The organism is Brevibacillus sp. FW301-21C12A, from assembly GCF_058788915.1.
On sequence record NZ_JBYTBG010000066.1, the window covers coordinates 1 to 15,328 of the forward strand.

At 46.7% G+C, this 15,328-nt stretch carries 12 protein-coding genes and 1 other RNA gene; 3 read left to right on the top strand and 10 right to left on the bottom strand.

The window, feature by feature from the left end; all coding sequences use genetic code 11:
- Positions 1–401: 401 nt before the first annotated feature.
- The 6 genes from AC3WQH_RS23890 to AC3WQH_RS23915 all read right to left on the bottom strand — a co-directional run bounded on the left by AC3WQH_RS23890 (position 402) and on the right by AC3WQH_RS23915 (position 8,602).
- Positions 402–737 (bottom strand): cupin domain-containing protein, encoded by a 336-nt coding sequence (locus AC3WQH_RS23890; RefSeq protein ID WP_007786494.1) that lies wholly within the window; start codon positions 735–737, stop codon positions 402–404.
- Positions 725–2,494 (bottom strand): hydantoinase B/oxoprolinase family protein, encoded by a 1,770-nt coding sequence (locus AC3WQH_RS23895; protein WP_007786492.1) that lies wholly within the window; start codon positions 2,492–2,494, stop codon positions 725–727. The genes AC3WQH_RS23890 and AC3WQH_RS23895 overlap by 13 nt, the downstream gene beginning before the upstream one ends.
- 4 nt (positions 2,495–2,498) lie before the next feature.
- Positions 2,499–4,541 (bottom strand): hydantoinase/oxoprolinase family protein, encoded by a 2,043-nt coding sequence (locus AC3WQH_RS23900; protein ID WP_238504278.1) that lies wholly within the window; start codon positions 4,539–4,541, stop codon positions 2,499–2,501.
- Between the two features lie 38 nt (positions 4,542–4,579).
- Entirely contained in the window at positions 4,580–5,920 is a 1,341-nt protein-coding gene (locus AC3WQH_RS23905; protein ID WP_429779477.1) for an MFS transporter, read from the bottom strand.
- Between the two features lie 42 nt (positions 5,921–5,962).
- The gene (locus AC3WQH_RS23910; RefSeq protein ID WP_007786486.1) at positions 5,963–6,712 is read right to left on the bottom strand and encodes an aspartate/glutamate racemase family protein; all 750 of its coding nucleotides are present in this window, start codon (positions 6,710–6,712) and stop codon (positions 5,963–5,965) included.
- 210 nt (positions 6,713–6,922) lie between these two features.
- Positions 6,923–8,602, bottom strand: a complete 1,680-nt coding sequence (locus AC3WQH_RS23915) for a PucR family transcriptional regulator (RefSeq protein ID WP_007786484.1) — start codon at positions 8,600–8,602, stop codon at positions 6,923–6,925.
- 951 nt (positions 8,603–9,553) lie between these two features.
- Between AC3WQH_RS23915 and AC3WQH_RS23920 the strand changes: the two genes are divergently transcribed.
- Positions 9,554–9,973, top strand: coding sequence for a hypothetical protein (locus tag AC3WQH_RS23920; protein WP_327921569.1), 420 nt, complete (start codon positions 9,554–9,556; stop codon positions 9,971–9,973).
- A gap of 345 nt (positions 9,974–10,318) precedes the next feature.
- Here the strand turns inward: AC3WQH_RS23920 and ssrA are convergent.
- From ssrA to AC3WQH_RS23935, 3 genes are all read right to left on the bottom strand, one after another.
- Positions 10,319–10,615, bottom strand: a transfer-messenger RNA (tmRNA) gene (gene ssrA / locus AC3WQH_RS23925).
- A gap of 16 nt (positions 10,616–10,631) precedes the next feature.
- Positions 10,632–10,856 (bottom strand): hypothetical protein, encoded by a 225-nt coding sequence (locus tag AC3WQH_RS23930; RefSeq protein WP_327922389.1) that lies wholly within the window; start codon positions 10,854–10,856, stop codon positions 10,632–10,634.
- Entirely contained in the window at positions 10,856–12,652 is a 1,797-nt protein-coding gene (locus AC3WQH_RS23935; RefSeq protein ID WP_238504282.1) for a DEAD/DEAH box helicase, read from the bottom strand. Before AC3WQH_RS23935 ends, AC3WQH_RS23930 begins: the two co-directional genes overlap by 1 nt.
- Positions 12,653–12,827: 175 nt before the next feature.
- Here AC3WQH_RS23935 and AC3WQH_RS23940 point away from each other — a divergent pair, with 175 nt between their 5' ends.
- The gene (locus tag AC3WQH_RS23940; RefSeq protein WP_238504284.1) at positions 12,828–13,991 is read left to right on the top strand and encodes a DNA cytosine methyltransferase; all 1,164 of its coding nucleotides are present in this window, start codon (positions 12,828–12,830) and stop codon (positions 13,989–13,991) included.
- 3 nt (positions 13,992–13,994) lie between these two features.
- Entirely contained in the window at positions 13,995–14,729 is a 735-nt protein-coding gene (locus tag AC3WQH_RS23945) for an Eco29kI family restriction endonuclease (RefSeq protein ID WP_122959071.1), read from the top strand.
- 122 nt (positions 14,730–14,851) lie between these two features.
- On the opposite strand, the gene AC3WQH_RS23950 is transcribed toward AC3WQH_RS23945, so the two are convergent.
- Entirely contained in the window at positions 14,852–15,235 is a 384-nt protein-coding gene (locus AC3WQH_RS23950) for a flagellin (protein WP_327921571.1), read from the bottom strand.
- Positions 15,236–15,328: the final 93 nt, after the last annotated feature.

Consider the following 15,328-nt stretch of genomic DNA (forward strand, 5'->3'; position numbering starts at 1 on the left):
CCTCACTCTCATCCCGCCCCTAAAGGGGGTGCTATCGCACCGTAGCGGGCTTTCTCGTTCGGAAAATCTGTAAAGAGGCCCTCCACTCTATCTGTAGTCTTATTTGTGCTGACATCGCCCGAAAACAGTTCGTGCAACGGATGTTCCGCGAATTTGTTATTGAAAAAAAGAAACGAAACAACTTATCCAAAAACTATTATCCGCATGCAAAAACACCGCTAAACCAAGCGGACAGGCTGTCGAGAAAGTCGACAGCCTGTCCGTAGATTCAAGGTATGTTGCTCTGCCCTATCCGAGCGCATGAGCCTATATGAGCCTATGCTCTATTCACGGTGACATTGAGATCGCCAATTCTAGCAGGTTCTTTTTTCGTGCTCTCCGTATTTATGCCGCTATTTCGCCTATCGCTTTACAAGCACCCAGACGATTTCGCATTCTTCGCTCCCGTCGTTGTATGCCCAGTGGGCCTCACCAGCAGGAATAAGAGACGCATCATTTGCTGACATACGATATTCTCGCTCTTTAGTACCGGCAAGAATCGTTCCTTTTACGACGATTGAATACTCGTCCTGCTCATGACTCCCCAAACCGCTTAAAGGAATACGCGCACCAGGCGGAACGACGACGACACCAAAAGTAGCTTTTCCGTTCTCTACCTGGTTTTCGGTAAACAAGGTTTTCAGGGTTACACCTGGACGATCTTCCGGCTGAATCGCATTGGCATTTACAATGAGCATTGCTGTTCCTCCTGTTCAAAAGACTGACGCTGTGGTGTCACCCCTTCTACACGATACGTTGCCTTGTCCAGCTCTACTCCGTACAAGTCTCTTGCTTGTTCTACGGAAATATAGCCATTTTTGGCATCTAGGACGACCTTCTCTATCGGACGTTCCAGCGGATTGCCATATCCTCCACCTGTTGCGGTAACAAGGCGCACGACATCTCCTTTATTAAGCGGAAAGCGTGCATATTTGCCAAATGGACCAGCCACTTCGCCATTTGCTTTGACGATCTCAAATTCATTGCGGGAGCCGTCATGCCCCCCGTTAAAGCCCCATGGCAAATATTTGTGACGGCCAAAGGTTGCCGTGATCGTCTGACCATCAGACATCGCGCGGTACGAACGGATAGCTCCTGAGCCGCCGCGATATTTACCGGCACCAGCACCATCCGTACGCAGGCTGTACTCCTCGACCATGATGCCATAACGTGTCTCGGCTACTTCGACCGGCACGTTGTACGTTTCCCCATCGCCGATGCAAAACTGTCCGGCCATCCCGTCCAGTCCGTCTCCTGCCCCCCATCCTCCGACTGAAGGTTCAACCACAAGGAACGGTTCGTGCGTATCCGGATGGATGCCGGATAGCACCACCCCGCACACCGAAAGCAGATGCCCCGCATTCAACCGATGGGGAACGACCGGTGCAAGTGCCTTCCAGACGAGATCCGCTCCATACATCATGGTTTCCCAGTAGGTTGATACGGCTGCCGGGCGTTCCGCAGAAAAAATGGAGCGGTCATCTACAAGGATGTGGAGCGGGCGGAAAACGCCATCGTTTACATCCTGAGACGGGTTCGTCACCGCAAGGAAAATAACGCGAACGGCGGAAACCAAGGCGGTATAGGAGCAATTGACTGGCCCCAACACCTGCGGATGACTACCGCGGAAATCACAAATAAACTCGTCATCGGTAATGGTGACCTTCACCTGTACCTTGAATGGACCGTTTCCAACTCCGTCATCATCAATAAAATCTATGGCTTCATACGTGCCCTTCGGCAGCTTGGCAATTTCCTTTACTGCCAACTGTTCGCCATGTCTTAACAAATGGTCAATGGCATCCTTCACTACCGCTTTTCCATGCTTATCGCACAATTCGCGAAAGCGCTTCTCCCCTGTTCGCAATGCTGCAACCTGCGCCCACATATCGCCAAGCGAGAGATCAGGGAAACGGACATTTGCTGCAATGATATCAACCAACGGCTGATTCAGCTTGCCTTCTTCAAATAGCTTGACGCAAGGAAATTGCAAACCTTCCTGGAAAATCTCCGTAGAGTCGGTCGTCCAGGAACCCGGGTCTTTTCCGCCTACTTCGGTCCAGTGGGCCTTATTGGCCGAGAAGGCAATCAGCTCGCCCTCGTAAAAGATTGGCAGCAAAAGACCTACATCAGACAAGTGGGAACCTCCTCCACCGTAAGGATCATTAATGATGATGATATCCCCCGGCTTTAGCTCCCCATTGGCGGAAAACTTTTTCAAGGTTTCCTTCACCATAAAGGTCAGCATCCCGATAAATCCGGTTACACCGTTGCCTTGAGTCAGAAGTTGACCTTTTGCATCTGTCAAGCCGCTGGCGAAGTCGAGCACCTCGTAAATAATCGGACTCATCGACGTGCGCGCCAATGTATGAAACATTTCTTCCCCAATGGCGATCAGGGAATCTTTCACAATCTCAAGCGTAAACTGGTCATGTTTCAACGTTGTCTCACTCATCTGACTACACCCCCGTAGTAATGATTAGATTGCCATATTCATCAACAATGAGATGCTGTCCAGGATAAATGACCGTTGAAGAAGAGGTTTCCTCGACAATTGCCGGACCCTTCACCGCGCTTCCGGCATTCAGTAGCTCGCGATCGTAGACTGTCGTGTCAATCCATCCATACTCTTCGAACAGAACCGGACGCACTTCCTTGCGCGCTTCCTCGCTATTGTCCCCTTGTCTTCCCAGACTGGCTATCCGTGGTTTTTGCACTGTGCCGAACGCCGTTAGATGGAGGTTTACAATCTCCGTCGGTGCATGCTCCAGTTTGAACGTGTAATGCTGCTCGTGCAGGTCATGGAAGCGATCAATCACTTCCTCAATCGCTTTTGCATCCATCAGTCCATTTGGCACGGGAACCTTGACAGCATGCTCCTGTCCGACGTAACGGATGTCCGCATATCGTACAAACAGTACCTGATCCGCTGCAATTCCTTCGCGCTCGTATTGGTCAATCGCTTCTTTTTCCAGTTGGTTCCATTCACGATTCAGTTCTTCCTGATTCAGTCCGTTCATTCGGCGAATATAAGTCTGGATGTAGTCATGCCGCAAGTCAGTCATCAGCATGCCCCATGCAGAGAAGACCGAAGACGCAATCGGGATGATAACTTTTTTCACACCCAATTCCTTGGCCAATGCCAGCGCATGCATCGGTCCTCCCCCTCCGAATGCAACCAGGGAAAACTCTCGCGGGTCGTAACCCTTGCGGATGGAAATGAGCTTCAACGCATTCAGCATGTTGGAGTTGGCGATGCGGATAATTCCCAGCGCCGCCTCTTCCACGGAGATGCCGAAGTGTTTTGCGATCTTTTCGTGGATCGCTTGCTTGACCGCTTCCATATTTACCTCGTTTTGAAAATTGGCAGGCGATAACCGCCCTGTAACCAAATTGGCATCGGTTGTAGTCGGACTTTCACCGCCACGTCCATAGGCGACCGGCCCTGGCAACGCTCCGGCCGACTGTGGCCCCACCTTTAATGAGCCGGCACCGTCGATCCAGGCAATGGAACCTCCGCCATTCCCGATCTCCACGATGTCAACCACGGGTACTTTAATCGGATATCCAGCATTTCGTTCATCTTTCTCAATCCGGTATTCCGTCGTAACCTTTACTTCCCCCTTGTCGATCAGGGAGCATTTGGCCGTCGTTCCTCCGATATCAAAAGCAATGATGTTTTCTTCCCCAAGAATTTGCCCCAAGATGGCTGAGCCAAAAATCCCGGCTACTGGCCCCGACTCGACCATGTTGATCGGCGTTTCTTTTGACTGCTCAAAAGTAGTCGTGCCAGAGTTGGACTGCATGATATATTTATTGCCATCAAGCCCGATGTCGTGAAGATGGTTACTCAATTTGTCGATGTAGGACTTGGCAATCGGCTTGACATAAGAGTTCAGCACTGCCGTACTGGTCCGCTCGTACTCGCGCCATTCCTTGGTCACCTCATGGGAAGCCGTCACTGCTACCTCCGGCCAAATTTCCCTGATCGCTTCCACCGCCAGCTTTTCATGAATGGGGTTGGCGTAGGCATGCAGAAATGACACCGCAATAGCCTCGACTCCCTCCGCCCGCAGTTGCTCGACAGTGGCCTTCACCTCTTCCACCGCCAATTCGGTCATGACTTCCCCCTTATAGTTGATCCGCTCGCTGACCTCCTTCCTCAGAAAGCGCGCGACAAACGGGGTCGGCTTCTGATAGCGAACATTGAACAAATCGGGACGGTTGCCTCGGGCGATTTCCAGCACATCGCGGAACCCTTTTGTCGTGATTAACCCGGTCTTTACTCCCTTGCGCTCCGTCAATGCGTTGATAATTACCGTCGTTCCGTGGATAAAAGTCGCGATTTCCAAAGGATCAATCCCAGCCTTTTGAATCACTTGGATAACCCCTTGCTCAAAATAGGGCGGTGTTGTATCGCTTTTAGCGGTACCGATTTTACCGTTCTCATCTAAGTACACCAGGTCAGTAAACGTTCCTCCAATATCTGTAGCTACACGCATAGGAACCACCCTTCTAGGAGTAATGGACTGTTACAGCATTAATGCAAAATCTCGCCTTCCGTTTCCTTCAGGAAAAGCGAAGCCACAAATGTAACGACAAGAAAAGCGGAGATAAAGGAAACCGTAGTCAAAAAGCTGCTGTTGATCGCCAGCATAGCTCCGATTACACTTGGCGCAATCGCGTTGGCTACCCGTTGGCCGGTCATCCCTACAGAATAGCTGACACCGCGGACCTCTGTCGGATACAGCTCAGCCATCCATGTATCCCATACTCCCCACGCCCCCAAGCTGAAGAACGAAAGGGCAAAATTCCAGATATACATTTCCTGCAAGGTATTTGCGTTGGCAAAGCCAAACCCGCTGATCGCTGCAAAAAAGACGAACAGCGCCATTACCTTTTTGCGTCCATATTTGCCCGTCAAATACGAAGAGACCATGTAACCGGGAAACATGAAGAGGGCAGATATTGCCATAAAGCCCATTCCTTCCTGCGCACTCAATCCTTTTTTTGCCAAAAGTGCCGGCATCCAGGAGGACAGTCCCCAATATCCCCAGGAAAAACTAAAGTTGATGAGGAGCTGCAAAATTGTCGAACGCCGGAATTGCCCTCTAAAAATCTCCAGGAAAGAACCTGTTTTCACATTCTCCACAGCAAGCTCGACGCTGTTAATCTCTCTTTGCATCGTGCCTTTGGAAAGTTTGTCAATAACCTCCTTCGCCTCCGAATGGCGACCTTTTCCGGCCAACCAGTACGGCGACTCAGGCACAAACGCCGCGATTGCCAGGAACCACAAACCGGCAAGCGAGCTGACGCCAATAATCCAGCGCCAGCCAAGCTCCATAAAGAGGTAGGTCGTGCCAATGGCAAGCAAATAGCCCACAGGCCATCCAGAAGCCAGATACACCGCGGCCTTCCCACGCACCTTCATGGGGAGCAGCTCCTCGAAGTACGGGAACGTTGCCACCAAAACCCCAGAGAGCGCCACACCGGACAAGAAGCGGGTCCACCAAAGCATTTCGTAGGTGAGTGAGAATGCGCTAATAAGCGAAATGATTCCATAAAGCCCAAAACTGAAAATCATTGATTGCTTGCGGCCGATTTTATCAACGAGCTTTCCCCATAGCAGGCATCCCGGGATCATCCCAAGATAAATGGAGCCGATGAGCGATCCGATTTGAGTGCCGTCCAGTTGAAACTCGCCGCCAATTGAAGCGCTTGCCAGAATGACAATCATCATTTCCCACGATTCAATCACAAAGGAGAAAAAAAGCACCAATCCCGCTTGCCAATGCTGACTGGTAACCGGCATGTTTTCAAACAGCGCTCCAACGGGTACTGATCGCTTTTGCAGTACCTCCACTCCGCTTTCTGCTCTCATAATGGCCCCCCTTATCTCTTCTCACAGCCGCTAACTCGTTTTTTAAAACAGCTTCCAGCAGGCCACTTCTTCATCAGGCGGCGATTGGTAGCCATCCAGCTTGCTGTGGCTCCAACCGAATTTTTGGTTGAGCTCTATCAAAAATTCGGCGTATTTAAAAGGTGCAAGGCTTGCATCAATAACCGGAACACCCAGTTCCTCCTGAATTTCCCGATAAAAGCCAAATTCAATCGTGCATCCCAGCACAAGCACATTGGCTCCATCCTTCTCGACAGCCTCTCGCGCTGCCTCACGCATTCGCTGCATGGTCACCTGATGATCTTTCTGAAAATCGTGCACGCCCATATCGAGTGACTTGAAAGAAGCCAATTTGTCGGCAAAGCCATATTTATGGACGTTTTCTCTCATCTCGGGTATCCACTTGCGCCGCCCGACAATGATCGAGATACTCTCTCCCAATGTCGACGCAATATGCAAGCTGGCTTCAGCCGGAGCCGTGACGACCATTTTTTTCGAAATCTCTCGAGCCGCCCTCAAGACAGGATCATAGAAGCAGCCGATAATTGCCGCATCGTAGCCTTCTTCTTCGGCTCTTTTAATCACGCGGAGGATTTCGGGCATCAGCATCACTTCGTAGCAGTTGTACTCCAGATGAGTCGGTCCAGGCCCCGGGGTCAAGGAAACCACATCCACAATCGTCCCCGCCTGCTTGATCCTGTCAAACTCGCTCTTGAAAATGGTGTCGAACAAATCAGTAGTGACCGGATTGATCCACAAAATTCTTTTATCCATGTGAATGCCCCCTCATCGGTTTTGGTTTTTCCCAATCTTGTGTGTCCATCATGCAGCCCACAGCCCCCTCTCCTGCATAGCTTTCAGTCATACTGCTTGTTTCTGTTCACATTATTTCACACAAAAATAATAATCTTAATATTTCAAACAAACAAAAAACAGCCCGTTTCTTTGTCTATCGCAGACAAATCGAGCTGTTTTGCGCTTCTTTTATGGCAATAGCTTCCTGGCCTTCAGCGCCAGATGGAAATTCAATCTTTCCTCAGGCTTTTTAAATGGATCAAACCCGAGAATCTCCTTCGCTTTTTCAATCCGGTATTTGACCGTATTGGGATGTACGAACAACCGCTTTGCGACATCTGTAAAGATTTCCTTTTCATCCAGATACGCTTCCACCGTCTTTACGAGATCCGTTTGATTTTTGGCATCATATTGATAGAGCTGATCGAGCAGCCCCGTTGTAAACTGGTCTAACAACTTGCCGGATATTTCCCCCAGAATCCCGAATACACCCAGCTCATTCACTGCTGTAATACTGCCTGTCCCAATCATTTTGCAGCCGAGCTCAAGAGCTTGCAGCGCTTCCCTGTAGCTTTGGTCCAAATTCAACGGCGACGGATAAAAACCGCCGATCCCAGCAGATGCGCGGGCTTTGCCGCTTCCCGCTTCGATAGCATCTTTTAAGAGGACCGCAAGATTTTTCGCCTCTTGTTGCGAATGTTGCTTGTCAAATTGCCTGTCAAAATGAATGAAAATGACCAACATGTCCCCCTTTACCACAAAATTGCATTTGGGAGCATGCTGATTGATTGTTGACCGGACCGCCGCGTGGATGCGGCTTTCCAATTTACCCATCTCTTTTTCAAGACCATCGCTGAAGTCAAAACGCATGACCAGCACCATATGTTTTTTCACCAGATTGAGCCCGACCGCTCTCGCTCTCTCGTACAAATCCTCTTCTCTAACATATTTCCCTTCGAACATTTCCGTCAAAAAGTCACTTCGCATTCGCCTTTTCGCTTCGGTAATCGCCCGCTGCTTGGCAATCTCCAGAGCGACCGCAGTAGAAGCGTGCGAGATAGCAATGAAATCAAGCTCTTGTAAGGGAGCCCCCATCTCTAAGGTAAAAATGTACCCCAGAGGATCGCTTATCACTCCTGCAGGCATAACGATCAGCCGTACAGACCGCCCCTCTATCTCAAACAAGCTGGAGTGAAACACCATCTCCATCGCAGAATCGTGTGTCCAGTTTCCAGCTTTATCAAACTGAATCCGCTCCGACATTTCTGTCATAAGCAAACACTTTTTTAAAAACGAATGTTCTGCCGCTTCTTTTGACCCTAAAGCCAAAATTTCGAACATATCGTCGGTAATCATTACCGGCTGCTTGATTAATCCGGTCAACGTCTTGGCAATCGCATTCACATCACCGCCATACAGTATGACACGGGTCATCTCCCGGTTAATCTCTTCCGATTGTTTCAACAACTGTGATTGCCGATTCAGGATCGTCCCCAACACGGCAGAAAAAACCGTAGCATAAGGCATCGCAGGAGGCAACAAAATGACAGGAAGACCGGAAATATTCGCTGCCTCCACGATCGCCTTCTGCATGATCTTGTCAGCAATCATCGGATGAATCCCCAGAGCTGCTGCCCCGTTTTCAGCAAGCTTTTTAATCGTATTCACTTGCGCCTCCAGATCATCTTTCAAGCTGTGAAAGGTGGTCAGCACAAGCTCGCCTCCCAAAACCAAATGCTCCACTTCGGTTATGGGCATTTCCAAAACATTTACCTGATTGATGATCCTGTCCAAACCATCGAAACCGGCGATAACACGTAAACTTTGCAGCGCGTCCAACCGCAGCATCTCCTGCACCGTAATCCCCATTTTCGATCCTCCTCTCGGCCTAACCTTCCTAGAAGTAGATAAGATACCTTTCCTGATTCGTTGATTAGACGAGCTTCACAAGATCATACTGTTTCGTAAGAGAGTGTTGCGGGCATTATTGTTTTTTCTAGCTCGTTCATTTCTAATTGGCTTCGTTTATGCATTTGTAAATCTGATCGAAATAGTCTTTATTATGAATAGTCGCATTTATTATATCATTTTGTATTTGGATTGACTTTTGGTAGTGATAGTGCCTTGTGCAGTCTGGGCATTTCGCTTGGGTTTCTGGATGACTTTGGACCTGAAAGGCGCGCTGTTGGTAGCTGGTAAGGGCGGGGATGTTTTATGGAAAGGAGAAAGGAGAAAGGAAAAAACGACTATTCCTTGATCGTTAAGAGAGTAGTCGCTCCTATTTATCGTTCCCTTACGGAGTTATCACCTGTCCAGTAATCGCATCAACAAATTGATCTCCCCGCCCCATTTGCGGACGATATACATACACCTGATTGATTAACCGCAATTCAAGCGGATGTACCTTCAGGTAATTCGCGGCTGCCTGCTCTGGGGAAATCAAGAGTTTTTTTCTATTCATTCTAACATTTAGAGGTGAAGATATTGCTTCACACTGTCGCCAATAAGTTCAGACGAAATTGATCCCTGTCCTACAGAGGGGGCCAGTCCCATAATGAACGGTTCCCTCAAAATCTCGCATGTAAGCCCGTTGCTTCCGCTCGATCTTCACTAGACGTTTGCAATAACTGTCGTCCCGCACCAGCTTGATCTGCTCGAAGGAAGGGTTACCTTTCCCCCGTCCCATTCTATCTTCGCCTACTCTCCCCATTCATTCCCAGACCGAACTGATTATGTTCATCAGGCAAAGAAGCACATTTTCTTAATTTGTCCAGTCACCGCCGTATTTTGGTGAATACGCTTCACTGTGGAGGTGACAACATGAGTTCGAAAAAGGATGAGAGAAGTAAAAAGTACGAAATCCAAGTTGTGCATTCTACTCCGAACACAGGTTTAAGCAAGGAAGAAATCGAGCAGTGCTACCAGGACTTGCAGGATTTGAACGACGCGGCTTCGGCGTTTTTTCGAATCCCTGTGTTTTTTAGTCATCAAAATTTGTTTACGCTCGATCCTCCACAGCCGCCATTTACTATCCAACAGCAATTCGTGATTCGCATGTTCAAAGAAATCAAGAAAGAACTCCTCTTCCCGCGCACTTTGCCCAACACAGAACAATATCCGAATACTACACTGGAAAACATTCGTACGATGATTAACTCGAGTTATGGCATGGCTTCTGTCCTTCTACGACCAACGAGGGCCACGAAGAGGGAGAACCGTACTCGCCTTTTTGCAAATTGAACCTGCAATGGCTTATCAATACGGTCTACCATTGCTACTTGTGATTGAGGACGGGTTTCCGGCAGGCGGCATTTGGGGAGGGGCTGGTCAGCTCGCTCCGTTTACTCCCATCGTTTGGTTTTCTAGTTCTGTATCGGTAGATGATTTTTTTAAAAGCCCCCAGTGGAAATCCGCTCTGAAAAACTGGGCTGGGCAAGTTAGAAGCGGGTACTTTATACAGACAGGGCCTGCATTTCAGTATCGTTGTGATGACTGAAGATCGAGCCAGTTCATGCATAGCGAGACTTCGCTGTCAACGCAAAAAAGCCACCTCTGCAGGTGGCTTTTTTTATGTAGGTGGAGGCGGGGGGATTCGAACCCCCGTCCGAAAACAGCGATACATGAGCATCTCCGAGCGCAGTCACTCGTTTAGAGTTTCGGTGACAGATTCGCGGAGTGACGCGCTGACCTGGCACCTAGCCTGATTGGTCTTCTTCCTTTGGCTCCAGGCGGAAGCCTCCGGCGTAGCCCGTTAAAGTTGAGCCCTATCCACGGCACACGGGCCGATGCAGTGGGAGAGCCTCACTGGTTATTAGGTTGTACAACACAAGAAGTTTGCTGATTACGAAATAATACCTCCCCAAAGACTGAACAGGTTCATGAGTGTACTAACGAAACTTCATTCACTCAACAATGCTTCACGTAAAGCCTTTAATTTAGCAATATCTGAATCAATAATTTTTATAGCACACTCGATGCAAAAATGTTCATGTGTCCTGCCCACTGTTAATTTCATCCTCTTGTCGCCCTGATTGAGTATGTGCGTTTTCACATGCTGACACTTATGGCTTTTAAGTGTCATGTCAACACTTACTTTCTTCAAAAATGATTTTGGTCTAGGCATCACAAAACCTCCGAGGAGGCATCCTCAATAATTTGCTTTAAGTTTTGCCTTATCATTTGCAACTCTTGCAAGCTTAGTTCATTTCTTGATCCTGGTTTTTTGCCAATAAACTCAGATATTTTCCGGTCTATTGCAGATTTCAGAATTACAAAGTTGGTTTTTCCAAGATGCCTTTTATCAAGTTCGCGGCCTTGTGGATTGATTCCCTGTTGCCTTAAAATAAATCCTGTTTCATTCCTCACCAGTTCATCCAACGCTTGTCTGGATGCTTGACGCTGTTTTTGCTTTGTAGTCGGTACAGGTTTATGTTCATATGCAGTACGCAGATCGTCCAGAGTTACACCTTTTTCCTGTAATAGTTGAATCGCTTTTTGAACCTCAGTATCTTCAAGAATCAATGGGATTTCTTCAACAAGTAGACCTCCTTGTCCTTTAATTTCAACTTGATTTGCCTTCCTCTCCCGTGATTTAGGGATGATTTCTATTTCCGTTGCATCACCAAAATCTAAGCTCTCCATGGGCAATAACTGATCAAAGAATTCTCTATCTGCTTGACTATACTCCTGGAAGTCGCTCCATAATCTAGCAATATTTGAACCAGCATGAAACACTACGGTTCCTTGATTATTGCTACTTTCAGGGGCATTTTGATCAATAGCCCTCATAATACGGCCGACGAATTGAACAAATGGCGAAAGCTCTCTGAATACACTAAACACTGCGGCTACGCTAAGATGTGGGTGATCAAACCCTTCCCCCAGTTTCCGAACCTGAACAATAGCATCAAGTTGATGATTTTTAAGCTGATCTAATACCCGAGCATTTTCGCGACCGTCTTGCAAGCTATGCACATAATCAGCACGTAGACCTCTTGCTCTGTACGCTTCAACAACCTGAATACAGTGCTGATAGTTGAGTGCGGAAGCAATTATCTTATGACGAGGGTTTTGCGAGTCTCTCCTTATTTTGTTGAGAGCCCTTATGGATGCATCGACGATTGTAAACAGGGTTTCTTCTGAAGTCACTATACTTCTTCTAAAATCAGCGTCTTCTTCACCAAGTCTCCGAACTTCTTCGAGATCGACTTCTACCTCTCTGTTATCCTCTCTCCGGACGTATTTTAACGTCTGCGGGTTTAATACTACCGCTTTAAGTTTCTTGACGTATCCTTCTTCTATGGCCCGGACAATCGGAAACGAATAAATAATCTCTCCCGACATTAGCTGACCATCAGATCTTCTTGGGGTTGCACTATAATTTACGATTTTTGCTTCTGGAAATGCCTCTCTAAGGATATTCCAGCTCTCAGCAACATTGTGGTGAGCCTCATCAAATAGTATTAAATCAAAAAAATCTGAACCAAGTGACCTTAACCAACGATTGTTATTTCCTTGCAGTTGCTGAATGTTGGTAATTACAACGTCAGCCTCTTCCAAGTCACTAATATTTGTTGTTGTACCTCTAATTTCTGCTGGTTCTGGATATACTTGGCCTTCAAGCACTCGACATTTTATATAAAACATATCTTCTTTGGTTGGATCAAAATCTTTATATAACTGGCTTGCAATGTTAACACCAGGTGCAATAACCAGCGTCCTTCTTGAATTAACTGCAAAAGGCGTTAATGTAATAAGTCCCGATTTACCGCATCCCACGGGTAGGATTATTGACGTTTCCCTTATTTCAGGACGGCTTGTATAATGTTCAAAAATCTTACCATATGCTTCTTTCTGCGGTATTCTAAGCTGAGGATTTCCATGAATATTAGGTTCAACGTTTTGAAAAACTCCTGCCATTCTCTCCATCAACTCCTTTACCAAGCACAATAACCCAAGTATATCCAATTTGCATTAATCACACAATTAGTTCGCTTAAAAATAGAAAATACTGCGTTGTAATTTCTGTAATGATATAATGAGTCAAGACATTTGCCGTCCAGAACTTCTTAACCAATATAATTGGAGGAAAGTTATGAGAGCACTTGAATTATTCGCTGGAGCGGGAGGACTTGCTCTTGGGACAGAAAAAGCGGGATTTGAGCACGTTGCCGTTGCCGAGTGGAATGCGGATGCCTGCTCAACACTGCGTAGAAACAGACCTCACTGGAATATAATTCAAGGTGATGTCCGCCAACTTAATTATTCTGATATCGGAAGCAACATCGATCTAGTTACTGGTGGGCCTCCGTGTCAGCCATTTTCACTAGGAGGTAGACATAAAGCCTGGAATGACGAACGAGATATGTTTCCAGAAGCGATTAGAGCGGTGCGTGAGATCAGACCAAGAGCGTTTTTATTTGAAAACGTTCGTGGGTTAGCAAGACAATCGTTTTCTACATATATCGAATATATTATCCTACAACTTACCTATCCTTCTTTGTTACGTAAAACCAATGAATCATGGCAGGAGCACCTCTCTCGTCTTGAACAACATCACACAGGTACGGGTGGTAATAATCCCGAATATAAAGTTATTCCACCAAGAGTATTAAATGCCGCAGACTATGGAGTTCCACAACGTCGAGACCGGATTTTTTTCGTTGGATTCCGTGCCGATGTGAATGCTAAATGGAGCTTTCCAGAACCAACTCACTCTCAATATGCATTGCAAGTATCCAAGTGGGTTACGGGTGACTATTGGAGGGAAAGAAACATCCTTCCTACTCAACCGACCCCATCGTCCAAAGTAATTGCCCAACTATCACAAATCTCGATAGATAGTTTATTAACTCCTTGGGTAACATTACGCGATGCCATTAATGATTTACCCGATCCAAGGTTAAACACGGGGATTAGTAACCATGTATACCAGCCAGGTGCAAGGCCATACCCTGGACATACTGGTAGTCTATTGGACGAGCCTTCGAAAACACTGAAAGCGGGCGATCATGGTGTACCGGGCGGAGAAAATATGATTGCATTTCCTGATGGTACATATCGTTACCTCACCATTAGAGAATCTGCACGGGTTCAAACTTTCCCCGATGATTATACTTTCGAAGGTTCTTGGAGCGAGGCCATGAGGCAAATAGGCAATGCTGTCCCGGTAGAATTGGCGGCAAGAATAACCAAACATATCTATGATGCACTAATACTTGCTGAGCCTCAAAAACTTTATTTGAAAAGGTGTGTATAAAGTGTGTTGATCCCTGGGTTTGATGAATTTGAGCTTGATCTGGAACTTGCGTTTAAGCGGGACTTGCCCCCCTTTATCGAAAAGGTGATTGCGGCACCTTTAACCTATGTAAACGTTGAATCTATTCCGATCAAGAAAAACGGAGTTTACCTGCTTCTTCAGAACGACACTGTAATGTACGTTGGTAAAACTGACTCAAAGGCAGGATTCCATAGTCGATTGACCAGACATGCTACTCACTTGCAACATCGTAAGAATCTTGATCCATCATCTATAACATTTAAAGCGGTAGCTATTCCGGTTTTCAAAAATGCTGACCTCGAAAGTATACTGATTCAGCACTACGGGGCACCTTGGAATTTCTCTGGTTTTGGTGGAAATGATCCAGGACGGCAAAGAGACACACAGAAGCCCGCAGATTTCGACATATCTTATCCGATTGACGTTGATCTCCCAATCGAATTTATTATAGCGGGAACATATTCATGTGGTGAACTATTAAAACGCCTGTCCGCCAATCTGCCGTACACATTTAGATTCGAAAAACAAGCTCATCAAGAAGAGCTGAATACGCCTATAAATGTCCCATCAGACAATATGACAGTAAGAAGTCTCCTAACTTTGGTTATTGAACATCTACCAAAAGGTGCTTGGCAAGCGACAATTCTTTTTGGCCGAATTATCTTGTATAGAGAGCAACGGGACTATCCTTACTTTCAAGATATCATAAGAGCATGACCAGATATACCATTTAATCGAAATTCTCCTTATAGGTCTTCCTAAGGGTAAAATCTTAATATTTCGCGGTTTACCTCGAGATATCAATAGAAAAAGGAGGGGCTAATGCCTCTCCTTCGTATTTACCGGAGTAATTGTATAACTCCACTTGGTATTTTATTTGACTGCGCCAACAATGCTTGAGCCGAGTGAAACAGGATATTATTCTTAGTCATCTCCATAATCTCTTTAGCCGTGTCTGCGTCTCTAATTCTTGATTCTGCGGCAGTAAGATTTACGGCATTGTTCGAGACATTGTTATGAATATGTTCCAATGCATTCTGATAGGCACCAAACTTGGAACGCTCTGAGGAAACCTTGTCGATGGCATCGTCTATTTTCGCAATTGCCTCTACCGCCTTTTCACGAGGATCGACCTTAATTTGGTCGATTCCAAGTGAAGCAGTCCTGACATCAGACAGATCAACTTCAAATGTGTCTCCTGCATTTGCTCCTACCTGTAAAATTACCTTAGGATTAACATCCTCCCACTATAAAGTAATGTTTTCTCCTGTTTTCTCGCTCATTCTCTGTTTTTTAACTTTGACATCTTAAAGCTC